Here is a 26,826-nt window from a genome sequence, read left to right as displayed (position 1 = left end):
CGGGTTGCAGAAATTCTCATCAGTATAGCTCACTTTCTTTTGTGATCATGGGTTTGCGGTGTATCGTGTTGGGGGTCGGCCAGCAAACACCGGTTTCCGACATGTCATTTGTCAAACGGCTCTTAACTTCGGCTCTGACGCGATTTTGATGCAGGGCGGTGGTCATTTAAGCCGCCGGGACGAGCCGGGCTCGCAGCAGATCGACCTTGGCCCGTCCAAACATTTGTCGTTCGACGAGCTTGAGCCGGGTGACCTGACCTTCAGTCTGCCCATTAGACCACGACCCTGTGATGGCGGCCGACACGGCGGCGCGGTCGGCCGTGATGCCGTTCGCGTAAGAGGCCATCTCGGTCCCAGTAGCATCGGCAAGCCACGGGTCGAGATCGCCGGACTTGCCGGACGCGACCATGGTCTTGAACCTGTCGAGGATGGTGCGGGCCGCGACCAGAGCGGGGCACGCCGTCTCCACCGCGACCCTGATGCGGAGCGCTTCCGCCGATCTGACATCGCGGTCGCACGTCAGCAGGCGGGCCACGATGCGTGACGACGGCACCGCGACGGGACCAACGCTCGCTGGCGCCGAGAAGGAAACCGCTCTGCGCCTTCGCGTCGTCCATTCCGTGACGACCCGCTGACTGCCCCCGAAGCCGGCCGCCTTCAAACGGCGCCACAGTTCGGCGCCCTTGCGGCAACCATCGTCCCACTCGGCCTCGAGCCGGTCCGCCCAGCGATCCAGCGAGCTTTCGCGGGTGCGAAAGATGTCGTCTCGCGTTCCTCGCAAAATCCGGCGCACCGTTTGGCGCGACAGACCGGTGGTTCGAACGATCGCCTTGATGCTTGCGCCTCGCCTGTGCCTGTCGGCGACGGTCCGGTTGACCTCATTTCGGCGCTCGAAGCCGGTACATTGCCGCATCTCAGCACAGCTGAGCGTCTCAGGAAGTTGGTGTTCATATCGGCTTCGACGTCATCCTGCGACACGGACAGCCAGTCAGCCAGCACGGCCCGCCCTGCATTGTTGACCAGCACGTCGGTGTCGGTCGCGGCCGCGACCGCCCTTTCGACCGAGGCCAGGTCCGTGATGTCGAGCTGCGATGGGACGGCCGCGTAGACCCTGGCGACGGAAGCCTTGAGCGCCTCCCGCACGATTGGCGCCCCGATCCCGCGATTGGCTCCCGAAACGAACATTACCTTGTTGGATAGAGACATCGCCTATTTCCCTCGTTGGCGTCATGATGCAACACGCCGACCGACGCCGCATGTAAACAGATCAGTGTACCGGATCCGGGTAAACCGATCTGTTTACGGCCTCAAGCCGACCGGCTATCGTTGATGCGCGAACTGAACCGAAGGAGTGCGGGCGCGTGACGAACGAGGAGAGGGTTGGAGGCAAGAAGCTGGATATCGTGAAGCGGGCCTACGACCGGTTCTACGATGGCGGCTTCCATGCGACCGGTGTCGACACGGTCTTGGCCGATAGCGGCATCTCCAAACGCACGCTGTACAAGCATTTCCCGACCAAGGAGAATCTGATCGAGGCTGTGCTCCACCACTACGCGGCCGGGGTTGTCCAGAATCTCTTCGCCCCGGTTAGGGCAAAGGGCGGCGACGCACGCGCGCAGATCGAGGCGTTCTTTGATCTCCGCGCGGCCATGATCGACGCGCAGCCCGCACGCGGCTGCCTCGGTATAAAGGCGGCCCAGGAATACGCGGGCCGGCACGCCGGCATCGCGGCCTGGGGCGAGCGGGCCGCGAGGGAGGTGGAAAGCCAGTTCGTCCGTTTGTGCGAAGAGGTCGGTGTCGCGCACCCGGCAGACCTCGGCCGGCAGATCAACATTGTATTTCAGGGAACGGTGGTGCTCGCCCAGGCGCTTGGTGACAGTTCCCCGTTCGTGCAGGCCAAGCAGGCCGTTGCGACGCTCCTGGACGCCGCCGGAACGTCGCGGCAGGCCTGAGTGGGCATTGATCAACGGCCTGCATCACCGCGGCGGTACTCGGCAGTGATGTCGTTGAGCCTCGCCTTCAGGTCGGACGGGAGCACGAGGTCGGCGGCGGCGAGCGTGTCCCTGAGCTGCGCGTGCCGGCTTGCTCCAAGGATGACGGACGTGATCACGGGACTGGCTATGATCCAGGTAACCGACAATGTCGGTATCGGCATTCTAACCCTCGCTTTCAGCCTGCTAAGAGTCTCATCGCGGCTTCTGCCATCACCCGGCAACCGAGTTCGAGATCCTCGCGCTTTGTGTCTTCGGACCAATGATGGCTGATGCCGCCGATGGAGGGTACGAAAACCATCCCGACAGGGACTAGGCGGGCCAGCACCTGACTGTCGTGCAGGGCTCCGCTCTGCATGTTCTGCCAAGCTCCGGGGCAGAGCATCTCGGCGGCAGCCTCCAAAGCGCCGATGATTGCATCGTCGCAGAGTTCCGGTTTCAGACGACTGACCTCCTCTAGGGTCGCCGAGGAACGCTCGCGTCGATTGCTCTCGCGCACGAGTGCACGCAGGCAAGCCTCCATTCGATCCATCACAGTCTCGGAAAGATCACGGAACGAGAAGGAAAGCTCGGCCCTACCGGGAATGATCATTGGTTGATTGGGCTCAACCACTATACGGCCCGTGGTCCAGACGCTTCGCTCGCCGCAAACCTTGGGAAATTCTGTATCAATCGCTGCCATCAACCGCACGGCCGAGAGCGCAGCGTCGCGTCGTTCTGCCATAGTGGTGCCGCCAGTGTGGTCCTGCTGACCTTCAAACACGATCTTAAAATGACGGATTGCCACGATGCCCGTCACGACTCCGATCCGGAGACCTTTGCTTTCCAGTTGTGTTCCCTGCTCGATATGGATCTCGAGCGCACCGCGATACCGGGCAGGTTCCAACGCCAGGCGAGGAAGACCCGCCAAGCCCGCTGTCTTTAGCGCATCACGCAAGGGTTTGCCTTCCCGGTTGCGGGCTTTGTCGATATCCTCCTCAGAGAGATCCCCCACGAGGCTGCGACTCCCGATCATATTGCCCCAATGCCCCTCCTCATCCGCATAGGCGCAGACATCGACCGGAAGTCCGGCACGGGCCAGAGCGAGGGCCGTCATCACGCCAAGCGCGCCGTCCAACCAGCCCGCGTGATTCTGCGTTTCGATATGACTGCCGACTAAGAGATGCGGGCCAGGCTCCCGATTTCGCCCCAGAACATTGCCGATACCGTCTATGGTAGGCTCAAGTCCCACCGCCTCCATCTCGGTCATAAGCCAGCGCCGGCTAGCCATGTCCTCGGTTGAATAGGTCGGCCGGTGCACGCCCGTTTTATAGGCGCCGATCGTGCGAAGTTGGTCAAGGTTGCCGAGGAAGTGCTCGGTATCCACTGGTGGCATGGGCGGCCCGCGCGAACTGATCAAGTCATCCGTAATCGTTGCATGGTTGATGCCATGCGGGCGGGTTTGTCCAATCCTCAAATCTTAAACTGTTATCAGCCGGTGCGTTCGCCAGCTTTCAGTCATTTGGGCCAAGACCCAAACAGCGTGGCGCCGGCCCATACCCGATGGCACCGAGCTAGCTAAGTCGCAGAGTCCGTGCTCCACCTCTTCGCAAGCCCGAGATCATGCGGCCAGTTGGATTTTCCCCAGTTGGCGACCTACCCGACTCCGGACATTCGGCTTCGCGCCCATCCAAGTCGTTCAGCCGCTTTGGCCCGCGTTCTCCAAACCGCGCGTTCTCCCTCGTGCATTTGAACAGTTCTGATTGCGTATGGCTCCATTCATCTTGCGATCTTCAGCACAATCTTGCCGCGAGGACGGGTGCGCGTGCCCTCCAGCATCTCGTGCGCGGACCGCGCCCCGGCCAAGGGGAGAATGGTACCGACATTGGTCTGCAGATGGCCGGTCTCGATCAGCGCGGCGACGCGGGTCAGATCCGCCGTATTGACCGCGACGAGGAAAAAGTTGGCCTTGACGCCGTGGCTCGCGGCAAGGGCTGCGTCCGGTTGGGACACGGCCGAGGCCAGCACACCGCCTTTCTTCAGCACCTGGAACGAGCGCGTCTGGGTCTCGCCGCCGACAAGGTCGACCACGATGTCGACGTCCTTTGCGAGGTCCTCGAACCGGTCGGCACGATAGTCGATAACAACATCGGCCCCAAGGGAGCGGACGTACTCGACGTCGCCCGCGCTTGCCGTGGCGATCACGTGCGCACCGGCCCCGCGGGCGAGCTGAACCGCGTAGGCGCCCACATTGCCGGCCGCGCCGTGAATCAACACCTTCTGCCCGGCCTGCAGGTCGGCTTCGCGGTAGAGCGCCTGCCAGGCTGTAACGGCGATCACCGGCACCGAGGCGGCATCGATATGGTCGAGCCGTGCTGGCTTCCGGGCCATCATGCCGGCCGACACGATGGCGTGCTCGGCATAGGCACCGACGAAGCGCGGGTTGGTCACGCCGAAGACCTCGTCGCCACGCGCAAAGTCCGTCACCCCGGACCCGATCTCCTCCACGGTGCCGGAAAGGTCCGAACCGAGGGTGAGCGGCAGAGGCTGTGGCAGGACGCTGTGGCCGGAACGGATCCAACCGTCCCAAGGGCCAACGCCCGCCGACGCCACCCGAATCAGCATCTCGCCGGGGCTCGGTGCGGGCAGATCGACGTCTTCAAGGACGATGTTGGCGGGCGGCCCGAAGGCGTGGACGCGGCAGGCCTTGGTGCGGAGGCCAATGGCGTTGTCGGAGGTGGTGAGGAGCGTTTCGGGGATCATGACGTGTCCTTCGATGAAGCGTGAAGAAGATCTGCCTGGCATCCCTAGTGGGAGCCGCTGGCTTCGGGAGAAACGGCCTCGCGGAGCATGAGGCTCGCAAGAAGGGCGACGACGAGAGCCGATCCGAGCAGGAAGAAGGTGTCGGAGAAGGCCATGATGTTGGCCTGTTGGCGAATGCGGAGGGCGAGCGCGACGATCGCCTGGTGGTTGGCCGTAGCCTGATCGGCGACGCCGTGGCTCACGTCCAGGCCAACAAGAGACCGATCTGCTCGGCGTTGTAGCCCTGGATGCGCGCCAGGTAGACCGGGAGGATAAACACCGAGCCGTAGAGCGCGATGCCGAGCAGGAAGTTGGCCAGGATGCCGAAGCCGAAGTTGCGGCGGCCCAGGAGTCGCAGGTTGAGGAGCGGCTTCCTGGTCGTCAGCTCGATGGCGACGAAAGCCAACAGCGAAACGGTGGCCACAACGGCGAGCCGGACGATAAAGGCCGATCCGAACCAGTCGTCCTTGTTGCCTTCCTCAAGCGCGTTCTGCAGGGCAGCGAGGCCAACTGCCATCGGGGCGATGCCAGCCCAGTCGCCTTGGCGCAGCAGTCCGAGCTTCATCGGAGCCCGGTCGAGCGACACCCACAGCAGCGCAAGCATGACCACCCCTGGCACGAGATTGACGTAGAAGATGGTCTGCCAGCTGTAGGTCTCGGTGAGGTAGCCGCCGATCGTTGGACCGATGGCGGGCCGAAGATGGCTGAGAGTGCGAAGAGCGCAAGCCCGATCGGCTGCTCCGCCTTGGGCAGGAACGTGATGATGATTGTGAAGGCCATCGGGATCAGCACCCCGCCGGAGAAGCCCTGGACGGCGCGCAGGACGATCATCTTGCCGAGGTCCTGCGCAAAGGCGCATGCCACCGAGAAGACCAGGAACAGGACCGTAATGGTCAAGAGGTAGGTGCGCAGCGAGAAGACCTGGGCAAGCCAGCCCGACAGCGGGATGACCACGATCTCGGCGACCAGGTAGGAGGTCGAGATCCAGCCGCCGTCATCGACGCCCGCACCGATCGCACCTGGGATGTCGGCCAGCGAGGCATTGACGATCTGAATGTTCAGCACCGCCATGAACGCCCCGAGCGTAGCGCCGATCACGGCCATCCATGTCTTCGCCGTGCTGGGCAGGACAGTGGTAACCGGGTGGGCGGTGGACGATGGAAGGGTTGCGGAGAGCGTGGCCATGACGGGTTCCTTTTGCTGCCCCAAAGAATGGACCGGAGCCTGACAGCGCAGAATGCGGGAAGTTCGGGAAGCACCATCCGGGGATGCCGGATAATCGGTGCGGCGCTCAATCGGAGTTGCCGGCCGCACGCGTGTCGATCGCGGGTTCGACCGACATGCCGGCGCGCAGGAGCCCCGCTGCACGGGTGTCATCGATGGCGATCCGCACCGGGATGCGCTGGACGATCTTGGTGAAGTTGCCCGTCGCGTTGTCGGGCGGCAGCAGTGCGAACTCGAGGCCGCTCGCCGGGGACAAGCTGTCGACATGTCCTTTCAGCTTGAGCTCCGGCAAGCCGTCAACCGCAACGTCGACGGGCTGTCCGGCGCGCACATGGGCGAGCTGCGTCTCCTTGTAGTTCGCGACCACGTAGGTGGCGCCGAGCGGCACCACCGCCATTTGCGAGCACCGCCGTCTTGCGCTCTGCGGCCGAGATGCTCGCCCTGTCGCGCAGCGCTTGGGTCTGCTCGGCCCTTTGCGTGGTGCCGGCCTCGCTTTGGGCCAGGTTCCGGTAGCGGTCCGCGTCGCTCTGGGCAAAGACGAGTGAGGCTTGCGTCGCAGCTGCGGCAGCCTGAGCCTGATCGATCTCGGCGCCATGGAGAACGGTCTCGGCGTCGATGTTGCGGATGGCCGCTTCGGTGGCGCTAAGCTCGGCCCGGGCCTGATCGAGAGCCGCGTGGAAGTCCCGATCGTCAATGCGGGCCAGAAGGCCCCCGGCGTTGACTGGCTGGTTATTCTGCACAGCGACGGTTGCAATATAGCCGGAGACCTTCGGGGCGACGATCGTCGCGTCGGCCTTCACATAGGCGTCGTCTGTCTCGACCATAAACCGCCCAACCGTCCAGTATTGATGACCGTAGCGTCCACCGAAGGCCGATCCAGCCAGAAGTAGGGCGGCGAGAACGATCCTTTTGACCCGGCGACCGGTGGACTCGGCCCGCGTGGGCGTCTCGATCGCGACCGGCGCGCCGATCTCCTGAGCCTGATGGAAAGTTTCAGGGCGGGGCATCTCGGCCATAGCGACCTCCTGTCATTTCGTTGCCGGCAGCTTGCCTGCGGCGTGACAGGACGAGGCCGCGACTTGAGCAGCATGAGAATTCGCGGAATGATGGAAGCATCTTCCGGTCGGAGCGGACAATGGATCGGCTGACCAGCCTCACGGTATTCGGGCGCGTCGTCGAGTGCGGCGGCTTCTCGGCCGCAGCACGACGGCTCAACATGTCGGTCACGATGGTATCGAGCCACGTCCAGGCCCTCGAGGACCGGCTGGGCGCGCGGCTCCTGAACCGTACCACGCGCAAGGTCAGCCTCACCGAGATCGGCCAAGCCTACTACGAGCGGTCGACCCGCATCCTGCAGGATCTTGACGAGGCCGATCAGATCGCGAGTGCGCTGCATGCCACGCCACGTGGGCCGCTTCGGCTGCACGCCAGCGCCAACATCGTTCGGTTCCTTGCCCCCATTCTGGCGGAGTTCCTGGATCGCTATCCAGCGACCTCGATCGACCTCACCACGGGCGACACGATGGTCGACCTGATCCAGGATAAGCAGGACATCGTCATCCGTACGACACCGCCGCCCGACTCGGAGCTCGTCGTGCGGCGTCTGACGCCCTGGCGCCATGTCCTGTGCTGCGCGCCCGCCTACCTCGACTCCTGTCGGTGTTCCCGCTGGCCTTCGCTATCATCATTCCGGCCGTCTATTTTCCTGTACTGTTGATGCTTCTCGCCTTGGTGTTCCGGGGTGTCGCGTTCGAGTTCCGCTTCAAGCAACCCTGGATTAGCCGGTTCTGGGCCCGGGGCTTCTGCATCGGCTCGGCACTCGCGGCCTTCGCGCAGGGCGCGGTCCTGGGCGCCATCCTCCAGGGGTTCAAGGTCGAAGGCCGGACCTTCGTGGCTAGTTCCTGGGATTGGCTCACGCCCTTCTCGGTCATGACGGGTCTGGCGCTCATGGCGGGATATGGCCTACTCGGCGCAGTCTGGCTGATCATCAAGACGGAAGGCGAGTTGCAAAGCTGGGCTCGGCACATGGGGCGCCGCTGCCTCATTGCGGTGCTGGGCGCGATCGTGCTTGTTAGCATTTGGACTCCGCTGTCGGACTCCGCTGTCGGACTCCGCCATCGCGACCCGCTGGTTTACACTGCCCGGCGCACTCGCTTTCGCCCCCGTCCCGATCGTGACCGCGATGATCGCCTACGGGGCCTGGCGCGCATTCGAGGGCCGAGGTGGCGACACCGCTCCGTTCCTAAGCGCCCTCGCGCTGTTCTTCATGTCCTACACAGGGATCGCGATCAGCCTCTGGCCCATGATCGTGCCCCACCACTACACGGTCTGGCAGGCCGCCTCCTCGGAGGGTACGCAAGCCTTCCTGCTCGTCGGCACGCTTGCGCTTCTGCCCGTGATCCTGATGTACACGGCATGGTCTTACTGGGTATTCCGGGGCAAGATGCGCGGTAATATCGGCTACCATTGATCACGGCGTCTGCGTCACCGCGATCAGCCCGGTTCGATTGCCATCGTGCTGCGCGGCAAATTCGGCATGGACGCCAAGGCGCATCGAGGGTCCAATGCGGGAATGAGCACGCTCTGAAGCATCGTGAAGTGCAAGCGCGGTGATGACGCCGCGACTCAACTGGGAGAGGTGACGAGAATGCCTTATGGCCTTGCGCTACTGGCCGGGATAATGGCGGGACTACGCGCCTTTACACCTCTTGCTGCAGTGAGCTGGGCCGCTCGGCTTGGACACCTTCCGCTCGGTGACACTTGGCTGGCCTTCCTGGGCTATCAATGGACGCCCTGGATCTTCACGGTCCTGGCGCTCGTCGAATATGTCACCGACCAGTTGCCGTCGACACCGAGCCGCAAGGTGCCGATGCAGTTCGGGGCGCGCCTTGTCAGCGGCGGCTTCTGCGGCGCAGCCATCGGGCTGCCAGCCGGTGGATGGATCGTCGGTCTTGTGGCCGGGCTGGTCGGCGCCGTTGTCGGAACCTATGGCGGGGCGGCGGGGCGGGGTCGAATGGCGGCTGCCTTCGGGCGCGACCTGCCGGCGGCCCTTATCGAGGACGCAGTGGCCGTCCTGCTCGGCGCGGCGATCGTCGGCTTGCTGTGATGGCGGCAAACTACGACGCCATCATCATCGGCACGGGTCAGGCCGGCCCGTCTCTGGCTGGGCGTCTGTCGGCCGCCGGCATGAGCGTGGCCATCGTCGAGCGTCATCTCGTCGGCGGCACGTGCGTCAACACCGGCTGCAAGCCCACCAAGACGCTCGTGGCCTCGGCCTATGCCGCCCATCTGGCGCGCCGGGGCGCGGATTTCGGTGTGATCACCGGGCCGGTGCACATCGACATGGCCAGGGTCCACGCCCGATCGCAAAAAATCTCCGAGGACGGGCGCGCCGGCAACGAGGCCTGGCTACGCAGCCTGCCGAACGTCGCGCTGTTCTTTGGCCACGCCCGCTTCGAGGTACCGAAGACGGTGCGGGTCGGTGAGGAGCAGCTGACCGCGCCGCGCATCTTCATCAATGTCGGTGGCCGGGCGCTGGTCCCCGACATGCCAGGGGTCGGCACCGTGCCCCTGCTGACCAACAGCTCGCTGCTCAACCTCGCCACCCTGCCTGAACATTTAGTCATCATCGGAGGCAGCTATATCGGACTGGAATTCGGCCAGATCTATCGTCGCTTCGGCGCTGCCGTGACGATCATCGAGAAGGGGCCGCGTCTGATCGGCCGTGAGGACGAGGAGGTTTCAAAAGCGGTGCGCGAGATCCTGGAAGCGGAGGCCATCGCCATCCGCACAGGGGCAGAGTGCATTCGATTCGCAGCTCACCCGGATGGCATTGCCGTCGGGGTCGACTGCAGGGACGGCCCGCCCGAGATCGTGGGAAGCCATGTGCTGCTCGCCGTGGGGCGCGTGCCCAACACGCACGATCTGGGCCTGGACCTGGCCGGGGTGGCGACGGATGAGCGCGGCTTTATCACGGTCGACGACCGTCTTGCGACGGGGGTACCCGGCATTTGGGCACTCGGCGATTGCAACGGGCGGGGCGCTTTCACGCACACGAGTTACAACGATTTCGAGATCGTCGCTGCCAACCTCCTCGATGGCGCGGACCGCAAGGTGAGCGACCGCATTCCCTGCTATGCCCTCTACACCGACCCACCGCTCGGGCGCGTGGGCCTCAGCGCCGGGCAGGCCGAGGCGTCTGGCTACCGCATCAAGGTCGGGCGCCGCCCGATGAGCCGGGTCGGGCGCGCCGTTGAGAAGGACGAGCAGGCGGGCTTCATGGAGATCGTGGCTGACGCGGACAGCGACGCCATCCTGGGTGGGACGATCCTCGGCACCAGCGGTGATGAAGCGATCCACACGATCCTCGACATGATGGCGAATGGCGCCACGGCAACGCGGCTGCGCGAGACCATGCACATCCACCCCACGGTCTCCGAGCTGATCCCGACTATCGCCGGTGAACTACGGACGGTCGCTTGAATTATGCCTCCCGCCGCGGCTCCTGCCGGAGAAACTCAAGATTTCGCGTAGGCAGCAGAAACGCCCAAACCACCGATCCGAACCCGCTCACTTGGCTGCGCCGACCACTCTCTCCATCTCGGTTTCCACCTCGGTCGACCACACACCGGCTTTCACGTCCGCTTCGCCACCTCGACCGTCGCAAACCGGACCATCTCTTCTCGGCCAACCTCGCCCGCTCGCGGCCAATCAGCTTCAGCTAAAGCAGACCTCCCGGCATCGACGTGTCGGCAGGAGTTACCCGAACTCGGCTGACAATCTCTCGCTGCGATCAGTGACGATGAACGGCGAGCATATGATCATGGGCGGCTCCGGCCGTCGATAGCTTCCCTCAGTGAGACAATCCGGCGTTGAAGGGCCGTGCAGTCTCGCACGTATGTTGCGCGACTTCGGGCCGGCCCGGAATGAGCTGCATAGACGTCAGCGGGATCCGTCGCGAGATCTCCCCAAGAGCTTGGGATCGATTTGGGATTTCAATTTTGTTTTCCCCCTTCTCAAGTTCAACAAGGATATCACGTCATGGCCGACACTCATCGTACGCTCTCGCCAACGCCTGCACTGAACAACGATCTCCTGGCGGGGATCCGGCAGATCTTCACACCCAACGAAATCGAAGTCATCGCGACCGCCTTGGCGGGATCTACTCCGACAGAGGCGATGACCTTCGGAGAGATGTTACGCCGCAGACTTCGATCGAGCAGCCTTCTTCAGTCCATGGTGCGCCGCTGGCATCTTGATGTCGGCAGCTGGTCGACAAGTTGGAACGTGCGACGCCCGAGATGCTCATCGAATTGGGGAGGGCGGTCGAGGCTTGGTACGATATCTGCTTTAGGGAAGGTCTCTACCCCTGGGGCAGATTCTCGAAAGTCGTCTTGTCGCGCGTTGGCTTGCACGCGGTCACAGGACCGGCGGCCTGGGGCTTCGCGGTTGCGATCCATCAGTCCGTGTCGAGCGAGTTCGCCCTGCGGGACAGCCCGGATGCGATGGACTTCGACACCATGCCGGATGTCGCGTCGCTAGCCCATGCCGTGCTGGAGCAACACCGGGACTGGATGACGGAGCCTGATGTCGCGTATCGGCTCGTCATCCAACTCGCCAAGCTGACAGGGCACCGGTACTTCCGCCTTGATGCCCGCCCTGGGCATCCTGTCCTGACGGCGATCACCACATCGACTCTAATACTACAGTTGTGCATCCGACCATTGGTGTCTTTTGTAGTGGGAGAGTGCGGCAGCGTAATGGTGCTTTCGTCGCCATATCGACCATTTGAAGATGAAGGCCTTTGTGGACCTTTGCCGGACCAGCAGGTTGGCAAAGAGGGTGCGGATTTCCGGCAGGATGGGCACGAGCCTCGCCATGAGGGTCAGGCGGCGATTTTGGAGTTTGGACTCGTTTCGTTCGGTTTGTTCCAAGCCACGCGTTTGAGATCGGCGGTGAGCTTTGCCAGGAATGCGGCGGCGGCCATGAGCGGAAGGCCGTCAGTCTGCTCTGGAGCAGCCCGTAAGACCAAGCGGACCTAGGCCCCCTCGAACCCGTCGACGCCGCTCTGACGACTGGCAGCGTCGGCGTTCAACGGTGCGCCCGCATCCAGTCCATCGTCTGCTCGAAGGATTTGATCCCCGCGTCCGACCCGAGCCCGCTGGCGACAAGGGCGGCGGCGGCCTGCGCGAAGAAGAGGCTCCGCTCAGGGTCCATCGCGTGGCAAGCGCCGCAATGAAACCGGCGTCGAAAGCGTCGCCGCAGCCCGTCGTGTCGACCACGTCGATTGCATAGGCCGGCGCCCCGAGGCGCGTGCCGTCGGCATGGGCGTAATAAGCGCCCTCGCCGCCAAGGGTGAAGACGCAGCAGCGGGCGCCCCTGTCGAGATAGAACCGCGCGCAATCGTCCGGGCTGATCTGCCCCGACATGTCGCGCGCTTCCTCGATCGAGGGCATGAAGTAATCGATGAAGGGCAGAAGCGGTTCGACGTCGCGGATGGTCTCCGGCCGGGCCGCGATGAGGTCGAAGGTCGTCGTGCAGCCACGGCGCTTTGCTTCGGCAAGTAGAACGCGGCTGGGTTCGCCGTCGAGCTTGCGCAGGAGGCCCGTGCCGCCGAGGTGGACGATGGGGGCGTCGAAGACCTGATCGTAGAGGCCGGGCGACAGGTCGAAATGATCGGAGGCGCCGCGCACATGCAGGGCGGGGCGGTCGCCGTTGGGGCGGACGTTCAGGATGGTGGCCGAGGTCGGCACGCCGGCCAGCCGCTGCATGGCCGAGGTGTCGATGCTATGCTTGGCCATGGTGGCCAGAACGAAATCCGCCTTCTCGTCGTCACCCACCGCACCCACCGCGAGGCTACGGAGCCCGAGCTTGGCGGTGTCGACGACGGTTCCGCCGGCCGTGCCGGCGACGGTCAGCCGGATCTCCTCGATGAAGTCCACGTTGCCGCGTTCGGGGATCGCGACGACCGGCCGCCCCAGAATGTCGAGGATATAGAGGCCGATCACAGAAACGTCGTAGCGCATGTCCTGGTCCCGCTCGGTTGGAAGGGCTGGGGCGCGCTCAGGCCAGGCGGTTGCCGTCCGCATACAGCGTGATGCGCCCGCGACGGGGCACGAGGTGAACGCGTCCGCCAATCGGCGCGGGCGGGCGGCCGTCGGTCTTCACCTTCACGTCGACATCACCGAACGAGACGCGCGTGAGATAGCGCCCCGCGATGCCGACCGTCTGGTCCGCCAATGTCCCCTCCACTGAGCCGGGCTGCGGCGTGTCGTGCATGGCGATCCATTCGGGGCGGATGCCGATCTTGATCGCGCCCTGCGAGGGCAGGTTGGCGGGCGCCGGGAGGGGCTCGGCCAGGATCGGTGCAGAAATCTGCCCGTTCGCCACGGTTGCCGGCACGAAGTTCATGCCGGGATTGCCGAGGAACCAGCCGCCGAATTCGGTCAGGGGCTGATTGTAGAGCACGTCGGGCCGGTCGTACTGGATGATCTTGCCGCCGTACATCAGCGCGATCCTGTCGGCGAGCGTCATCGCCTCCGTCTGGTCGTGCGTGACGTAGACGATGGTTTGCCGCGTGCGCTGGATCACGGTCTTGATGGCGCGGATCAATTGCAGCTTGGCATTGACCTCGACGTTGGTGGTTGGCTCGTCGAAGAGCACGATGTCCGAGCGCCGGGCGATGGCGCGCCCGACCGCCACCTTCTGCCGGTTTCCCGAATCGAGCTCGTCGATGAAGCTGCCACCGTGCTCGCGCATGTCGAGCACGTCGAGCATCTCGGCGACGCGCAGATCGCGTTCGGCGGCCGAGAGCGACCGGTCCTGCTTCAGCGGCAGGGCGATGTTCTCGGCGACTGAGAGGGTCGGGTACATCACTGGATATTGGAACACCATGCCGACATTGCGGGCATGCGTCGGCAGCGCGGTGACGTCGCGATCGCCGAACAGGATGCGGCCGGAGGTCGGGTGCTCCAGCCCCGCGATCATCCGCATCAATGTGGTCTTGCCGCAGCCGGAGGGACCGAGGAGGCAAGCGACCTCGCCGTCGGCAAAGCGGATGTCCATGTCCTGCACCGCCGTGAAGGTGCCGAACCGCTTAGTGACGCCGTCGATGTTGATCTCAGCCATGGGTCGTCGCCTTGTCGAGCCGCCGGCCGTCCCCGGGGTCGAACACCAGAACGTCGGCGGGGTCGAACGAGAAGGCGACCGTGCTGTCAAAAACGGGCGCGGCGGCGTCCGTCACCGGAAAACTCATGACGAGGTCCGTGCCGGAGACATCGACATAGACGACGAGTTCGCCACCGAGATTCTCTACGAGCCGCACCCGGCCCTTGCCCGCGACACCCCGGCTCGAACCGAGTCGGATGGCTTCGGGCCGGAGCCCCACCGTCACCGGGCCGTCTCGCACCGACGCGCCGACCGGGCAGCGCAGCGGGCCCGCCGTCACTACGCCCCCCGCGGCGACGCCGGCCAGCACGTTGGCTTTGGGGAAACCCACGAGTTCCAGCGAGCGCACGTGGCGCGGCGCGTGATAGAGGCCGATGACGTCGCCCTGCTGGACGACACGGCCACGGTCGATCACGACAAGGCTCTGCGCCATGGTGAGGGCCTCGAGCGAGTCCGAGGTGGCATAGAGGAAGGTCGCTTTGAGATCTTGGCGCAGCGCCTTCAACTCGTCCATCAGCCGCTCGCGCAGCTTGTAGTCGAGCCCGACGAGCGGATCGTCGAGCACGAATAGGCTCGCATCCTTGAGCAGCCCGCGCGCCAGCGCGGTGCGCTGCTTCTCACCACCGGACAGCTGGTCGGGCGTCTTCTTCACGAGGTGGCCGATCGACAGAAGGCTGGTAGCGCGATCGACACGACGTGCGATCTCGTCGCGCGACGCGCCGGCGAGCGCCAGTGGGTAGGCGATATTGTCGTACACGGTCAGGTGCGGGTAGAGCGCGAAGCTCTGCGGCACATAACCAATGGCGCGGGCGGCGGGCGCTCGATCGGTGATGTCCTCGCCTGCGAGCATGATCCGCCCCGCATCAGGCTTTTCCAGCCCGACGAGCAGGCGAAACAACACCGACTTGCCGGATTTCGGCGGCCCGCACAGCACGGTAAAGCTCCGCGGCTCCACGTCGAGGTCGAAATGGTCGACGGCGGGCTGTCCCTTGTAACGCTTGGTCAGATCCCGAAACGCGAGAGACGACATCAGCGCCCCAACCGCGACAGCGTCGGCACGAGCAGAACGCCAAGCCCGAAGACGGCGGCAACAACGCCGAGCAGGATGACGATGCGGACGAGGCTGCCGCCGGTCGACCCCGTCTTCGGAATATTGCCGACGGCGATCTGCAGCAGGGTCGACAGGACGAGGATGCACAGGCCCGTCTTGAACAGCGCCAGGCTGTAGCGCTGCAGGATCAGCACGATGCCGACCAGCATGCCAGCGATGAGGACGCGCTCCGCGCGCTCGGGAAAGGTCAGCCGCATCGCTAGACTTCTCCCCGCACCGTCCCGAAGGTCATGCCGACCAAGAGGTATTTCTGAAAGAAATAGATGAACAGGATCGGCGGAATCACGTAGATCGTCGTCATGCTGGCGATAAAGGTCCAGTTGACGCCGCCGTCGGAATAGGTGCCGACCGCCAGCGCATATGGAATATTCTGTGTCGAGACGCCGCCGATTATGAAATTGAACAAGAACTCGTTCCACACAAAGATCATGTTGAAGATGAAGGCGGCAATCAGCCCGGGCTTCACCTGCGGCATGACGACCCTGAAGATGACGTGGAACCAGGAACCCCCGTTGACGAGGCCTGTCTCGTCGAACCGCACCGACACGCCGTCGAGGAAGCCCTTCAGGATCCAGACCGAGAAGGGGATCGAGAACATTGCATAGAACATCACCAGCCAGAAGTGATTATCCTTCCAACCGAATCCCGCATACATGAGGTAGACCGGCAGTATCACCGCCGGTCCGGGCAGCATCCGGATGGACAACAGCAGGAACATCAGGAAGTCGGTACCTTTCGGTTTGAAGCGCGAAAAGCAGAAAGCGGCGAGGAACGACACTACGACCGCGACGCAGACCGCGACCACCGACAGGAAGATCGAATTGAACACTTGCAGCAGCAGTCCCTGCCGGGACAGCAGGTCTGTGTAGTTGGCAAGCGTCGGCACGAAGATCAGCTTCGGCGGCACGGCGAGGATCTGCTCGCGCGTCTTAAACGACGACAGCACAATCCAGGCGACCGGCGCGAAGAAGAACAGCGCCACGAGCCACAGGGCCGCGTAGTAAAGGTGCTGGCGAAAACCGCGGCCGTTCACGCACCCCTCCGGCGACGCAGGTTGAGGATGAAGATGAAGACGGAGGTCATGGCGATGGAGATCAGCAGGAGCAGGACCGAATAGGCTGATGACCAGCCCATGTTGAAGCTCTCGAACGCCTGCTTGTTGACCTCCATGGCGACGAGGCGCGTCTCCTGGCCGGGGCCACCCTTGGTCAGCGGGATGATCAGGTCGAGCGTCTTGAAGCTGTCGATGGTGCGCAGGAGAATGCCGAGCATCAGGATGAACTTGCCGTGATGCCAGATGACCAGCGTCAACCGCTTGCGCCAGGGCAACCTGTCGACCTCGGCCGCCTCCAGTTCCGCCTTCGGCACGGAGCCGAGAGCGGCCAGCGCCATCAGGATCATGAACGGCGTCCACATCCAGCAGTCGACCGCGAGCACCGCCCAGAAGGCCGTGCCGGGCTCGCTCAGGAAGTTGATCGGCCGGGTCGAGAACAGCCCGTGCAGGATCACGTTGAGCACGCCGAAATCGGGATCGTAGATGAAGCGGAAGAAGGTACCCGTCGCGACGGGTGTCAGCACCATGGGCGTGAACAGCATGGTGAGCGCCACGCGCCGCCCCGGCATCTCCTTCGACCCCCAGAACAGGAAACCGAGCGCGAGCCCCAACACCGTCTGGATACCGACCCCGAAAACCACGAAGGTGAAGGTGCGCGACAGGTCGGCCCAGATGTTGTTCCGGTTGTTGAAAATCTGGATGAAGTTGCGAAACCCGACGAAGCTCGGCGGGGAGCCGCTTGTCAGCGAATAGTTATAAAAGGACAGCCCGAGCAGCCACAGCGTCGGGATGGTGTTGAACAGCACGAAGAAAATCAGCACCGGCACCAGCAGCGTCGCGATCAGCGTGCCGCGATTGTCGAGGGCCTGGGCGACGCGCGTCCGGCGGAGGCGAGACGACCGGGGACTGCCTGAGACTGCCGTCATGAAGGAAACTGCACCGGCTGGAGGGGGAAGCGGCGCCGGACCGTGCCGTTTCCCCGAGGACTCGAAGGCGCGTTACAGCGAGACGTTGCCGCAGACGCCTGATGGCTCCTTCTTGGCCGTGCCGGCGTCGTAGAGGATCTGCTGCTGGCCGCAGGCGATATAGTCGAGAACGCCGCGTGCGCTCTTCGACTGCCCGGTCATGAAGGAGGTGAAGCCCTCCTGCTGGAGCGACAGCATCTCGGAATATTTCGGATCGTGCCAGAAGTCGCGCGAGCGGCCAGGCTCGAGCATGAACTTGTAGGCGCGGTTCCACGGATTGACGTCGTCGAATTCGGAGCTCGACAGGGTCGCCTTGTCGCACGGGTTACCGCCGCGCTTGGCGTATTCCTTGGCCGTCTCAGGCAGGTACCACCAGTTCATGAAGTCGATGGCGACGCGCATCTTGGCGTCGTCGTTGAAGGCGTTGATCACCCAAGGCTGTCCGCCCATGCAGTAGATGCGCTTGGCCTCCGCGCCCTTGCCGAACTTCGGCGGCGGCACGACCATCACCTTGTCCTTGTTCTCGGCGTTGATCATCGCCAGGCCTACGGCGGCCCATTGCAGGCAGGTCGCAACCTTGCCCTGGGTAAAGACGTCGATCTCCTCGGCGATGCCGTAGTTGGTCGCGCCGGGCGGCATGTATTTCAACCAGGACTTGTAGCGCTCCATCACGGCGGCGTTGGCGTCGGTGTTGAGCACGCCTTCGATCTGCCCGGTCTTGGCGTCCCAGATTTCGCCGCCCGAGCTCCACATCGCGGAGAACAGCGGGCAGGTGCAGAAATCGTAGACGCGGCTGTACTGCCAAGCGGCGCCCCACAGGCCCTTCTCGGGACGCGTGAAGAACTCCATCACCTTCTCGTAGTCGTCGGCGTTGAGGTTCTCGTAGTCTTCGAAGGTCGAGGGCAGCTTCATGTTGTACTTCGCCATGAAGGCGGCCTGCTCCTTGGGGTCCTGCACCAGATCCTTGCGGACATAGAGGGCCTTGGTGTCGCCCTCCTGCGGCAGACCCCAGACGTCCTTGGTGCCGTCGGGATAGGCCATGTAGGTATCGATGACGGTCTGCGAGTACCAGTCGAGCTGCAGCCCCTTGTTCTTGGCGATGATGTCGTTGAGCTTAAGGATCCAGCCCGGCTTGGCGAGCGCCCCGAGCCACTGCGAGTCCGAGATGATGATGTTGTATTCCTGGCTCTTGGTGGCGAGCGAGGTGGCGGCCTTCTGAAAAAGGTCGGAGAACGGCGCCTCGGCGAAGCCGAAAGTGACGTCGTAGCCGTAGCGCTGCTTCACGTAGTCGGCAAACAGGGGAGACATCTTCACCCCAAGCGACGACGGCAGCCAGCCGGCGATGCCCAGGATGTTCATGTCGATCTTCTTGCCAGCGAGCGGATGGGCTTCCATCGCGTAGAGGCGGTTGATGAACGGCGCCCCCAGCGCCGTCGAGAGGCCCGCCGCGCCGGCCCCCTTCAGCAGAGTGCGGCGCGGCAACGCAAGACCGGCACGCTTGTAGGATTCTTCCATCGCTTCCCTCCCGATGTCGCACATTGGCGACTGTCCGACCCGGCTAAAGACCGGTTTCGTCTCTGACGTTTGGTGCGGTGCAGCAAATAATCCCGCTGCGACACCCATTGCGTCAAATTGTCGTTTAGACATATTTCAAGGCAACCTGAAAAATGTCAATGACGAAAAGAACGACGAAAAGGGCGGCAAACGCACCCGGTGAGGAGGCCTTGCAGCCGCATCCCGTGCCCCTGCGATATCAGGACGACCCGTTGGTGTGGGCCGGCTGGCTCTATGTCCAGGACGGACTGACCCAGAACGACATCGCCTCGGTCATGGGCGTGTCGCGCACGACCGTGAACAATTATCTCGCCGAGGCTCGCGCCCGTGGCATCGTGCAGGTCAGCATCGATCAAGACCGCCTTCGCGCGACGGAAACCGCTCAGGCCCTGAAGCAGCATTTCGGGCTAAGCGACTGCGTCGTGATCCCCGGCGGCAACGGTGGTCGCCCGCTGATGGATCGCCTCGGCGAGGCGGGGGGCGGCGTGTTGCGCAACTTGCTGCGGGCGGGCGACACGCTCGGGGTCGCCTGGAGCCGGACGATGATGAGCGTGGCCGATCACATCGGCCGCCGGCTCGGATTGCCCGACCTGTCGGTCGTGCAGGCGACGGGCGGCACGCAGGTGGCTGTCGACTTTTCGCCCGAGGATTGCGCGAGCCGGCTGGCCGCCGCGCTCGGCGCCCGCTGCATCACGCTGGCTGCGCCGGCGCTCGTCTCGACGCCGGTCGTGCGCGACATGATGTGGGCCGAACCCGTCGTTCGCGAGCGATTTGATCTCATTCGGCGAGCGGACAAGCTGATCTTCGGCGTCTGCAACATGCGCCGCGACAGCCTCGTGTTCGCAAGCGGCCAGGTCGATGCCGCATCGATGAAGATGCTGCTCGCCCAGCGCGCCACCGCCGCGATCGCCGGGCGCTTCATCGACCAGGACGGCGTGCCCCTGAACGGTCCCCAGGACGAGCGGATACTCGGGCTGACTCTTGCGGAGTTCGGCGCCATCAAGGTGCGGATCGCGGTGGCGGGAGGCCTCGACAAGGTTGCCGCGATCCTTGCGTGCCTGCGTGGCGGCCACGCCACGGTGCTAGTGACGGATGCCGCGACAGCGGGCGGCGTGCTCAAGGCTGATGGCGCGCCGCAAATCTTCAACCGGAACGGTCTCGTATCGATCTCGACAGAACCGGAAGGGTCGGGCGTGAAGACCAAGAAACTCGTCAACGATGCCAGGACCATCATCGAGGAGATGCTGGAGGGCGTGGTCGCCGCCCATCCAAGACACGTCAGGCTCCTGCCGCATTCGCCCCGCTCGCTGGTTGCGGTCGACGGGCCGCGGCCGGGCAAGGTAGGTCTGGTCGTCGGCGGCGGCTCGGGCCACGAGCCGACGTTCCTCGGTTTTGTCGGGCGCGGCCTCGCCGACGCCTGCGCGGTCGGCAACGTCTTCGCCTCGCCGACGCCCGACCCGATCGTCGAATGCGCCAAGGCGGTCGATGGCGGCAAGGGCGTGCTGTTCGTGTTCGGCAATTACGCCGGCGACGTCATGAATTTCGGGATGGCGGCTGAACTGGCCAGCATGAACGATCTGGAGGCCCGCATTGTGGTCACCACCGACGACGTCACCTCGGCCCCGCGCGACCAGCGCGAAAAGCGTCGCGGCGTGGCCGGCAACTTCTTCGTGTTCAAGGTCACCGGCGCGGCGGCCGACATGATGAAGAGCCTCGACGAATGCGAGCGCGTCGCCCGGCACGCCAACGACCGTACCTTCACCGTGAGCGTGGCGCTCAGCCCCTGCTCGTTGCCGCAGACGCTGACGCCGAACTTCGAGATCGGCGACGACGAGATGGAGGTCGGGCTGGGCATCCACGGGGAGCCCGGCGTCTCGCGAGAGACGCTGAAGACGGCGGATGCGGTGACCGACGACATCATGGACCGCATCTTCACCGAGATGCCGGCCAGGAGCGGCGACAAGGTCGCGGTGCTGATCAATTCGCTCGGCTCCACGCCGCTCATGGAGCTCTATTTGCTGCAGCGGCGCGTCAAGCAACGGCTCGACGCGCAAGGCATCGGCATCCATGCCTCCTGGGTCGGGCCCTATTGCACCTCGCTGGAGATGGCGGGCGCCTCGATCACCCTGATGCTACTCGACGACGAACTCACCCCGCTGCTCGACCATCCCTGCGACTGCGCGATGTTCCGCGCCGGCTGAGCCAGACGGCGGCGACACCCTGGATGCCCCCTATGACGACGAAAGATCGGTTGCAGCGGTTCGAACGGATCGCGGATGCGATCGAGGCCGACAAGGAGCGTTTGTGCAAACTCAACGCGTGATCGGCGTTGACGACCATAAGTCACCATGTCGATCGGCTTCGCGGCGGTGCGCGAGGCCCGGACGATCGACACTGCCAGGACCGAGCCCACGGCCGTCTTCAACCTGGCGGCCAAGCGCTTTCTCAACGCGGTGGGCGCCTCCTACTAATGGCCCATGATCCGCATGCGCCGCTGCCACGTCGCGACCTTGTGCAGGAGTCGGGATAGCTGCTCGACCGAATAGGCTTATGCAGCAATTCGAACCCGTAAGTTCCATTCTGTGACAGCACGTGACTGTAGCCGGAGGCGAGCAGCAACGGCAGGTCGGGATGCTCGTCGCGGATCCTGTGCGCCAAGTCTATGTCGTTCATGCCGGGCATCACAACGTCGGTGAACACCACGTCGAAACGGTCGGCGTCCTTCGCCAGCTCGGCCAAGGCTTCCGAAGCGTCCTTCGCCAGCACGGTGCGGTAGCCCAGGTCTTCGAGTGTTTGGACCGCGAAGGTGCCAACGTCCGGATTGTCCTCGACGACAAGAATGAACGTCCCGTGACGGTCGATCAGCGGCTCGGGTTCCTGCGTATCCACCGACCGCTCCCCACCGGCCACGCGCGCTAGGTAGAGCGTGAAGGTCGAGCCCGACCCGACCTCGCTTTTGACGATTACATCGCCGCCCGACTGCTTGGCGAACCCGAACACTTGGCTGTGCCCAAAACCGGTCCCCTTGCCGACGCCCTTGGTGGTGAAGAACGGTTCGAAGATCCTCCCGAGGTTCTCCTCGGGAATGCCGATGCCGGTGTCGCTGACGGACACGGCCACGAACTCGCCCGGAACCCCGGAATGGGTCCTCACTGCCGGCATCTCCTCGACGGCCCTGACGGCGACGGTGAGCCGCCCCCCGCCGTCCATCGCGTCACGCGCGTTGATGACTATGTTTATGAGCGCCGTGTCGAACTGGTTGGGGTCGGCGTTGACCAAGCAGGTTTCCTCCGGCAGGTCGGTCCCGATGTCGGTGCGCGAACCGATGAGGGTACCCAACATGCCCGACAGCGCCCGGACGCTGTCGCAGGCGGAAAACTTCGTGGGCTTCAGAGATTGTCGACGCGCGAAGGCGAGCATCTGACCGGTTAATTTGGCGGCGCGGTTCACGCTGGCGGAGATTGCTCCAACGTACCGTGCGGCACGCTCCGGCGGAAGGCTTGGCCGCTTCAGCAGGTCGGTGGACGACTTGATGACCGTGAGCAGGTTGTTGAAGTCGTGGGTGACCCCGCCCGTGAGCTGACCGATGGCCTCCATCTTTTGGGACTGGCGCAGCGCGTCCTGCGTGGCCGCGAGTTCGACTTCCGCTCGGAGCCGAGCGGAGATATCCCGGGCGTAGTGGAACGCGCCGATGATCCGACCGTCCCTGTCCCGTAGGGGCGAGTAGGACACCTTCCAGCGGGGCTTTGCTAGATCGGGGTCGCCGAACTCCTCAGCGACGATGTAGGCCTCCGCAGCAAGGGCGCGGGCCATGAAGCCCCTCATCACCGTCGCTTGGTCGGGGGAAAGAGGTCCGCGAAGACCTCGCCGATTTGAACGCGGTGGGCGAAGATCCGGTAGAATTCGTCGCTGTGTGCCCGGTTGAACGTGATCAGGCGGAAATCGGTGTCGAAGGCGCAGATGGGTGCGCCGGACGCTTGTATGATGTCGCCGTAGAGCCTGAGCTGCTCGGTCCGCTCGGCGACCTGCTGTTCGAGCGTCGCGTTCAGTTCGCGCAGCTCGTCCTCCCGCCGCTTCACGGCCTCCTCGGCGTGGACGCGCGCCGTGGTCTCGGTGCAGGTGCAGAACATGCCCTGAACGACGCCGTCCTCGTCGCGAACGGGCGAGTAGGAGAACGTGAACCACGTGTCTTCCTCGAAACCCTTCCGCTGCATGCAAAGGGGCAGGTCCTCCGCGAACGTGGCCTCGCCAGCCATGGCTCTCCGGACCAGGGGCTCGATGTCGGGCCAGATCTCGGCCCAGATCGCCTGAAAGGGGCGCCCGAGCGCATCCGGGTGCTTTCCGCCAAGGACGTCGACGTAGGCGTCGTTGTAGAGGAACCCCAGGTCGGGCCCCCAGGCCACGAACATCGGGAACGCGGAACCGAGCATCAGGCTGACGGTCATGCGAAGCGGCGCGGGCCATGTCCCGGGGTCGCCGAGCGGCGACGTGGACCAATCCCGCGAACGCATCAGTGCGCCTATTGCGCCGCCACCGATCAAGAACGTGAAAGATGATGCGTCATCGCTGATGCGTCTGGATAACATCTTCGACCATGATCCGCATGTAATGCCTAACGGGCGTTGGTCGGGAACGAGTTGATGCAGCAGCGTCTCGGGGGACACCTTGACCAAGCCTTCGCAACGCTGCGTGCATTGGCTGACCCAGCCTGAAGGCGGAAGGCGCCAAAGATCCCTTGTCTGAATCTTTCAGACCCTCCAGCCTTTCCGTAACAGCAAGTCACGGCCCATCGTGGTCCTGTCGAACAGTGACGGGTTCTGCAACCGGGGTCGTGAGTCTCAAGCTTGTTTGAGACGCCGCTTCGTATCACGGAATGGCAACAATCGACCCGAAGCAGGCCGCCCTGAATGTCTGCCTCTGGACGCGCTAACTCTGGCATCCGAAGCCGACGACGGCGCCGCGCGTTGGACCATTGCGGCGATCGCGCGTTCGCTGTTGGGTCCGAGACCGTATGGCCGCAGAATGGAGGATAGAACTTGAGTCAAGCCCCTGATGATGAGCCGCCCGTCGCCCTCGTGACCGGGTCCACGTCCGGCATCGGGGCGGCGATCGCTCGTCGGCTGTCCAGTGATGGCTACGCGGTCGTGTTGCACTCGCGCAGTTCTGCGGAGACGGGACACGCGCTAGCCGCCGAACTCGGGAAGGCCGCATACGTCCAGGCCGATCTGGCCGATGACGCCGACAGGGTCAGGCTGGTGCGGCAGGCCATCGCCCGCTGGGGCCGCCTCGATGTTTTGGTCAACAACGCAGGCATCAGCCAGGTCATCCCTCACGCCGATCTCAATGCCGCCTCGCCGGCCGTCTGGCACGAGTTGCACGAGGTCAACGTGGTGGCGCCGTTCCGCCTCGTGGCAGAAGCCGAACCCGCTTTGCGGGACGCCGCGCGGCGAGGTCGTTCAGCCTGTGTTGTCAACATCAGCTCGCACGCCGGGGTCAGACCCAAGGGCGCATCGATCCCCTATGCCGCATCTAAGGCGGCGTTGAACCACATGACCCGTCTGCTCGCCGTATCGTTGGCTCCGGACATTCGGGTGAATGCCGTTGCTCCCGGGTTGGTGGATACACCCCTGACAGCCGATTGGACTGCCGCCCAGGCGCTCTGGCGGGAGCGGTCGCCCATGCGCCGGGCTGCCAAGCCGGAGGACATCGCCCAGGCCGTCGCACTGCTGGCGGCGTCGGACTATCTTACCGGGGAGATCTTGCTCTCGGATGGAGGTTTGAACCTCACGTAGCGCTCGCGCCGCGGCGTCTGGCATGTTTGACGATGCCGCGCCCGTGTGGCGGTTCCTGGTCGAGTTGGGTGCGACCGACGATCCCGTTGGCGCCAGGAGGGCAACATCCGGGCTCCACGAGCTCGGCGCCATAGCGGCTTGTGCTGAGACGACCCGAATTCCTGGACGTGGCAATTCTTATTAGCCGCGCGAAGCGGCTCTGGAACGGCGATGGGAGGGTGGACTACGATCGTCCCGACATTGGAGCCGACGCTATGCCACTGGTTCTGCGTCTAAATTGCGAGTGTTGTGATTGCGACTTGCCGAACGGCGACCCTCGCGCACGCATCTGTACGTTCGAATGCACGTTCTGCGCCGACTGCGTGGAGAACAGGCTGGGCGGTTGCTGTCCGAACTGCGGTGGCGATCTCGTCCGTCGCGTCCTCGGTCGAAGCTCGCGGCTTTTCCGGCGCAGACGGAGCGCTACACGCAACCTCATCCGGGATGTGCGGCCTGAATCATCGCCCCTGGCCGGGCCACGCGTCCATGGCCGTCTCCGCGATCCCCTTCAGATCGGCCGAGGTCGCGCCGTCGCGCGCCTGGACGGCCATCCCCTGATAGACGCCGAGATAGAACCGGCTCCAGCGCTCGACACCTGTCGAGGCCGGCAGTTCGCCTGTTGCCACGGCTCCATTCAACCGGGTCCGTAGCATCTCCAGGCACTGAACCCGGCCGCTTCTCACGATGTCCGGGATCGTGCCAGGCATGTCCTCGCCGAGGGCGGCCAGGGTCGCCATGCAGCCGCCCGGCACAGCGCCGCATTCGGGCAGCAGCTTGACGGCCGCCAGCAGGAAGCCCTCGACGCCGGCGCGCGCGGTGGGTCCATCCGCGAGCGGACCCCAGACCAGCGGCACGATCGTCTCGACGTAGTTTTCCATGGCGGCGCGGTAGAGATCCTCCTTGCTGCCGAAGGCGGCATAGAGGCTCGGCGAGCGAATGCCCATTGCATCGCAGAGATCGTTCATCGAGGTCGCGAGGAAGCCCTTGCGCCAGAAGACGAGCATGGCGGCCTTCAGCGCCGCGTCGCGATCGAACTCCCTTGGCCGCCCGATCGTCGTCATGACCCTTCCTTTTGTGACGATCAGCATAAAACCGTTGACCGCCCGGATCAATCGGTTTAGCGACTTATGTGTCGATCAGCACATAAGGGGTAAGACGATGACACTCACGGGAAAACGCGCCCTCGTCACGGGCGCCAGCAGAGGCATCGGCGCGGGTATCGCGAAGGTTTTGGCCGCCGAAGGGGCGGACGTCGCCATCACCTACGAGAAGTCGGCCGACGCCGCGGCGGAGGTGGTCCGCGCCATCGAGGCGCTGGGCCGGCGCGCCGTGGCGATCCAGGCCGACAACGCGGACGTCACCGCCGTGCAGGCGTCGATCGCGACGGCCGTCGAGAAGCTCGGCGGCCTCGACATTCTGGTCAACAACGCCGGCATCCTCCGGCTGTCCACCGTCGCGGACATGTCACTGGAGGACATCGACGCGCTCCTGAACGTCAACGTCCGGGCGCCGGTCGTGGCGAGCAAGGCCGCCATCCCGCACCTCGGTCAAGGTGGCCGCATCATCAACATCGGCAGCTTCTTCGCCGACAAGGTTCCCGGGGGCGCGGGACTTCCCGTCTACGCGTTGTCCAAGTCCGCGCTGACCGCCTTCAGCCAGGGGTTGGCCCGGGAACTCGGTCCGCGCGACATCACGGTCAACGTCGTGCAGCCCGGCTCCATCGACACCGACATGAACCCGGCCCACGGGCCGTTCGGCGAGACGCTCCGGTCGATCACCGCCCTGGGCCGATACGGCAAGGTCGAGGACATCGGAAACATGGTGGCGTTCCTGGCGGGCCCGAAGGCCCAGTACATCACCGGGACGGCGCTGACCGTCGACGGCGGCGCGAACGCCTGATCGATGCGGGGGCTCACGCCCCCGGCATCTCTCCTAGAGCGCACGGCTTTGCCGGCTCAAGGCCGGTCGACCCGGCGATACCATTGCGACCGGGTCGGGCATGGACGAGCCTTGTCCAAGTATGTGGTGCAGGAGGGATATGTCAGAGGTCTCTCGCCGACAGGCGTCGCCCTGATTGCAGGACGCCGACCCCGACCAGGATCGCCGCCATGGCGGCGATGTCCATGGCGTGGACGGGTTCCCCAGCCAG

At 64.4% G+C, this 26,826-nt stretch carries 21 protein-coding genes and 6 pseudogenes; 12 read left to right on the top strand and 15 right to left on the bottom strand.

What is annotated here, in order from left to right; translation table 11 throughout:
• Positions 1–166: 166 nt before the first annotated feature.
• The gene (locus M8523_RS24615; protein WP_282587555.1) at positions 167–913 is read right to left on the bottom strand and encodes a hypothetical protein; all 747 of its coding nucleotides are present in this window, start codon (positions 911–913) and stop codon (positions 167–169) included.
• Positions 914–1,361: 448 nt separating this feature from the next.
• Between M8523_RS24615 and M8523_RS24610 the strand changes: the two genes are divergently transcribed.
• The gene (locus M8523_RS24610) at positions 1,362–1,952 is read left to right on the top strand and encodes a TetR/AcrR family transcriptional regulator (protein ID WP_282587554.1); all 591 of its coding nucleotides are present in this window, start codon (positions 1,362–1,364) and stop codon (positions 1,950–1,952) included.
• Between the two features lie 11 nt (positions 1,953–1,963).
• Here the strand turns inward: M8523_RS24610 and M8523_RS24605 are convergent, their stop codons facing one another.
• The 5 genes and pseudogenes from M8523_RS24605 to M8523_RS24585 form a co-directional block, all read right to left on the bottom strand.
• Entirely contained in the window at positions 1,964–2,155 is a 192-nt protein-coding gene (locus M8523_RS24605) for a hypothetical protein (RefSeq protein WP_282587553.1), read from the bottom strand.
• Positions 2,156–2,169: 14 nt separating this feature from the next.
• Positions 2,170–3,366, bottom strand: a complete 1,197-nt coding sequence (locus tag M8523_RS24600) for a Zn-dependent hydrolase (RefSeq protein WP_282587601.1) — start codon at positions 3,364–3,366, stop codon at positions 2,170–2,172.
• Positions 3,367–3,749: 383 nt separating this feature from the next.
• The gene (locus M8523_RS24595) at positions 3,750–4,733 is read right to left on the bottom strand and encodes an NADP-dependent oxidoreductase (RefSeq protein WP_282587552.1); all 984 of its coding nucleotides are present in this window, start codon (positions 4,731–4,733) and stop codon (positions 3,750–3,752) included.
• A gap of 44 nt (positions 4,734–4,777) precedes the next feature.
• Positions 4,778–5,957: pseudogene (locus M8523_RS24590) on the bottom strand (DHA2 family efflux MFS transporter permease subunit).
• Positions 5,958–6,063: 106 nt separating this feature from the next.
• Positions 6,064–7,012 (bottom strand): annotated as a pseudogene (locus M8523_RS24585) (HlyD family secretion protein).
• 119 nt (positions 7,013–7,131) lie between these two features.
• On the opposite strand from M8523_RS24585, the pseudogene M8523_RS24580 reads away from it, so the two are divergent.
• The 6 genes and pseudogenes from M8523_RS24580 to M8523_RS24560 form a co-directional block, all read left to right on the top strand.
• Positions 7,132–7,674: pseudogene (locus M8523_RS24580) on the top strand (LysR family transcriptional regulator); the annotation flags it as partial.
• Positions 7,623–8,042: pseudogene (locus M8523_RS36830) on the top strand (cytochrome d ubiquinol oxidase subunit II); the annotation flags it as partial. The pseudogenes M8523_RS24580 and M8523_RS36830, both read left to right, overlap by 52 nt.
• 22 nt (positions 8,043–8,064) lie before the next feature.
• Positions 8,065–8,466 (top strand): cytochrome d ubiquinol oxidase subunit II, encoded by a 402-nt coding sequence (locus tag M8523_RS24575; RefSeq protein WP_282587551.1) that lies wholly within the window; start codon positions 8,065–8,067, stop codon positions 8,464–8,466.
• A gap of 177 nt (positions 8,467–8,643) precedes the next feature.
• On the top strand, positions 8,644–9,102 hold the full coding sequence (locus M8523_RS24570; protein ID WP_282587550.1) for a DUF4126 family protein: 459 nt from the start codon (positions 8,644–8,646) through the stop codon (positions 9,100–9,102).
• Positions 9,102–10,478 carry an FAD-containing oxidoreductase gene (locus M8523_RS24565; protein ID WP_282587549.1) on the top strand — a complete coding sequence of 459 codons (1,377 nt, stop codon included), beginning with the start codon at positions 9,102–9,104 and terminating at the stop codon, positions 10,476–10,478. The genes M8523_RS24570 and M8523_RS24565 overlap by 1 nt, the downstream gene beginning before the upstream one ends.
• Positions 10,479–11,500: 1,022 nt before the next feature.
• Positions 11,501–12,037, top strand: coding sequence for a hypothetical protein (locus tag M8523_RS24560; protein ID WP_282587548.1), 537 nt, complete (start codon positions 11,501–11,503; stop codon positions 12,035–12,037).
• On the opposite strand, the gene M8523_RS24555 is transcribed toward M8523_RS24560, so the two are convergent.
• The 7 genes from M8523_RS24555 to M8523_RS24525 all read right to left on the bottom strand — a co-directional run bounded on the left by M8523_RS24555 (position 11,996) and on the right by M8523_RS24525 (position 18,807).
• Positions 11,996–13,021: a carbohydrate kinase family protein gene (locus tag M8523_RS24555; protein WP_282587547.1), complete on the bottom strand. Its 1,026-nt coding sequence runs from the start codon at positions 13,019–13,021 to the stop codon at positions 11,996–11,998. The two genes, M8523_RS24560 and M8523_RS24555, sit on opposite strands and share 42 nt — an antisense overlap.
• Positions 13,022–13,058: 37 nt before the next feature.
• Positions 13,059–14,123 carry an ABC transporter ATP-binding protein gene (locus M8523_RS24550; protein WP_282587546.1) on the bottom strand — a complete coding sequence of 355 codons (1,065 nt, stop codon included), beginning with the start codon at positions 14,121–14,123 and terminating at the stop codon, positions 13,059–13,061.
• The gene (locus M8523_RS24545) at positions 14,116–15,192 is read right to left on the bottom strand and encodes an ABC transporter ATP-binding protein (protein ID WP_282587545.1); all 1,077 of its coding nucleotides are present in this window, start codon (positions 15,190–15,192) and stop codon (positions 14,116–14,118) included. Before M8523_RS24545 ends, M8523_RS24550 begins: the two co-directional genes overlap by 8 nt.
• Positions 15,192–15,470, bottom strand: coding sequence for a hypothetical protein (locus M8523_RS24540; RefSeq protein ID WP_282587544.1), 279 nt, complete (start codon positions 15,468–15,470; stop codon positions 15,192–15,194). Before M8523_RS24540 ends, M8523_RS24545 begins: the two co-directional genes overlap by 1 nt.
• A gap of 2 nt (positions 15,471–15,472) precedes the next feature.
• A complete protein-coding gene (locus tag M8523_RS24535; protein ID WP_282587543.1) occupies positions 15,473–16,306 on the bottom strand; it encodes a carbohydrate ABC transporter permease in 834 nt (277 codons plus the stop codon).
• Entirely contained in the window at positions 16,303–17,253 is a 951-nt protein-coding gene (locus M8523_RS24530; RefSeq protein WP_282587542.1) for a carbohydrate ABC transporter permease, read from the bottom strand. Before M8523_RS24530 ends, M8523_RS24535 begins: the two co-directional genes overlap by 4 nt.
• Before the next feature lie 72 nt (positions 17,254–17,325).
• Positions 17,326–18,807 carry an ABC transporter substrate-binding protein gene (locus M8523_RS24525; protein ID WP_282587541.1) on the bottom strand — a complete coding sequence of 494 codons (1,482 nt, stop codon included), beginning with the start codon at positions 18,805–18,807 and terminating at the stop codon, positions 17,326–17,328.
• A 158-nt stretch (positions 18,808–18,965) separates the two neighbouring features.
• On the opposite strand from M8523_RS24525, the gene M8523_RS24520 reads away from it, so the two are divergent.
• Positions 18,966–21,047: a bifunctional sugar-binding transcriptional regulator/dihydroxyacetone kinase subunit DhaK gene (locus M8523_RS24520; RefSeq protein ID WP_428351221.1), complete on the top strand. Its 2,082-nt coding sequence runs from the start codon at positions 18,966–18,968 to the stop codon at positions 21,045–21,047.
• 147 nt (positions 21,048–21,194) lie between these two features.
• A complete protein-coding gene (locus M8523_RS24515; protein WP_282587539.1) occupies positions 21,195–21,317 on the top strand; it encodes a hypothetical protein in 123 nt (40 codons plus the stop codon).
• On the opposite strand, the pseudogene M8523_RS24510 reads toward M8523_RS24515, so the two are convergent.
• A pseudogene (locus M8523_RS24510) lies at positions 21,314–23,357 on the bottom strand (hybrid sensor histidine kinase/response regulator). The gene M8523_RS24515 and the pseudogene M8523_RS24510 overlap by 4 nt on opposite strands.
• 525 nt (positions 23,358–23,882) lie before the next feature.
• Here M8523_RS24510 and M8523_RS24500 point away from each other — a divergent pair.
• Positions 23,883–24,638, top strand: a complete 756-nt coding sequence (locus M8523_RS24500) for an SDR family NAD(P)-dependent oxidoreductase (RefSeq protein WP_282587538.1) — start codon at positions 23,883–23,885, stop codon at positions 24,636–24,638.
• Between the two features lie 254 nt (positions 24,639–24,892).
• Positions 24,893–25,134: pseudogene (locus M8523_RS24495) on the top strand (DUF1272 domain-containing protein).
• A gap of 1 nt (position 25,135) precedes the next feature.
• Here the strand turns inward: M8523_RS24495 and M8523_RS24490 are convergent.
• Complete coding sequence (locus M8523_RS24490; protein WP_282587537.1) at positions 25,136–25,738, bottom strand: TetR/AcrR family transcriptional regulator; 603 nt, start codon at positions 25,736–25,738, stop codon at positions 25,136–25,138.
• Positions 25,739–25,835: 97 nt separating this feature from the next.
• On the opposite strand from M8523_RS24490, the gene M8523_RS24485 reads away from it, so the two are divergent.
• Positions 25,836–26,576: a 3-oxoacyl-ACP reductase family protein gene (locus M8523_RS24485; protein WP_282587536.1), complete on the top strand. Its 741-nt coding sequence runs from the start codon at positions 25,836–25,838 to the stop codon at positions 26,574–26,576.
• The last annotated feature ends 250 nt before the right edge of the window (positions 26,577–26,826 follow it).

Origin of the sequence: Lichenifustis flavocetrariae, assembly GCF_026130545.1 — a bacterium.
Classification (GTDB): Bacteria; Pseudomonadota; Alphaproteobacteria; order Rhizobiales; family Beijerinckiaceae; genus Lichenihabitans; species Lichenihabitans flavocetrariae.
Note: the sequence above shows the minus strand (reverse complement) of the source record. Positions and strands in the feature narration are given on the sequence as shown.

Bases quoted from the DNA above. Each gene is read 5' to 3' on its own strand.
- M8523_RS24570 (WP_282587550.1), top strand. From the start codon at position 8,644: ATGCCTTATGGCCTTGCGCTACTGGCCGGGATAATGGCGGGACTACGC.
- M8523_RS24540 (WP_282587544.1), bottom strand. From the start codon at position 15,470: ATGCGGCTGACCTTTCCCGAGCGCGCGGAGCGCGTCCTCATCGCTGGC.
- M8523_RS24490 (WP_282587537.1), bottom strand. From the start codon at position 25,738: ATGACGACGATCGGGCGGCCAAGGGAGTTCGATCGCGACGCGGCGCTG.
- M8523_RS24515 (WP_282587539.1), top strand. From the start codon at position 21,195: ATGTCGATCGGCTTCGCGGCGGTGCGCGAGGCCCGGACGATCGACACT.
- M8523_RS24605 (WP_282587553.1), bottom strand. From the start codon at position 2,155: ATGCCGATACCGACATTGTCGGTTACCTGGATCATAGCCAGTCCCGTG.
- M8523_RS24555 (WP_282587547.1), bottom strand. From the start codon at position 13,021: ATGCGCTACGACGTTTCTGTGATCGGCCTCTATATCCTCGACATTCTG.
- M8523_RS24550 (WP_282587546.1), bottom strand. From the start codon at position 14,123: ATGGCTGAGATCAACATCGACGGCGTCACTAAGCGGTTCGGCACCTTC.
- M8523_RS24525 (WP_282587541.1), bottom strand. From the start codon at position 18,807: ATGGAAGAATCCTACAAGCGTGCCGGTCTTGCGTTGCCGCGCCGCACT.
- M8523_RS24485 (WP_282587536.1), top strand. From the start codon at position 25,836: ATGACACTCACGGGAAAACGCGCCCTCGTCACGGGCGCCAGCAGAGGC.
- M8523_RS24520 (WP_428351221.1), top strand. From the start codon at position 18,966: ATGACGAAAAGAACGACGAAAAGGGCGGCAAACGCACCCGGTGAGGAG.
- M8523_RS24530 (WP_282587542.1), bottom strand. From the start codon at position 17,253: ATGACGGCAGTCTCAGGCAGTCCCCGGTCGTCTCGCCTCCGCCGGACG.
- M8523_RS24545 (WP_282587545.1), bottom strand. From the start codon at position 15,192: ATGTCGTCTCTCGCGTTTCGGGATCTGACCAAGCGTTACAAGGGACAG.
- M8523_RS24565 (WP_282587549.1), top strand. From the start codon at position 9,102: ATGGCGGCAAACTACGACGCCATCATCATCGGCACGGGTCAGGCCGGC.
- M8523_RS24615 (WP_282587555.1), bottom strand. From the start codon at position 913: ATGCGGCAATGTACCGGCTTCGAGCGCCGAAATGAGGTCAACCGGACC.
- M8523_RS24595 (WP_282587552.1), bottom strand. From the start codon at position 4,733: ATGATCCCCGAAACGCTCCTCACCACCTCCGACAACGCCATTGGCCTC.
- M8523_RS24600 (WP_282587601.1), bottom strand. From the start codon at position 3,366: ATGCCACCAGTGGATACCGAGCACTTCCTCGGCAACCTTGACCAACTT.
- M8523_RS24560 (WP_282587548.1), top strand. From the start codon at position 11,501: ATGGACTTCGACACCATGCCGGATGTCGCGTCGCTAGCCCATGCCGTG.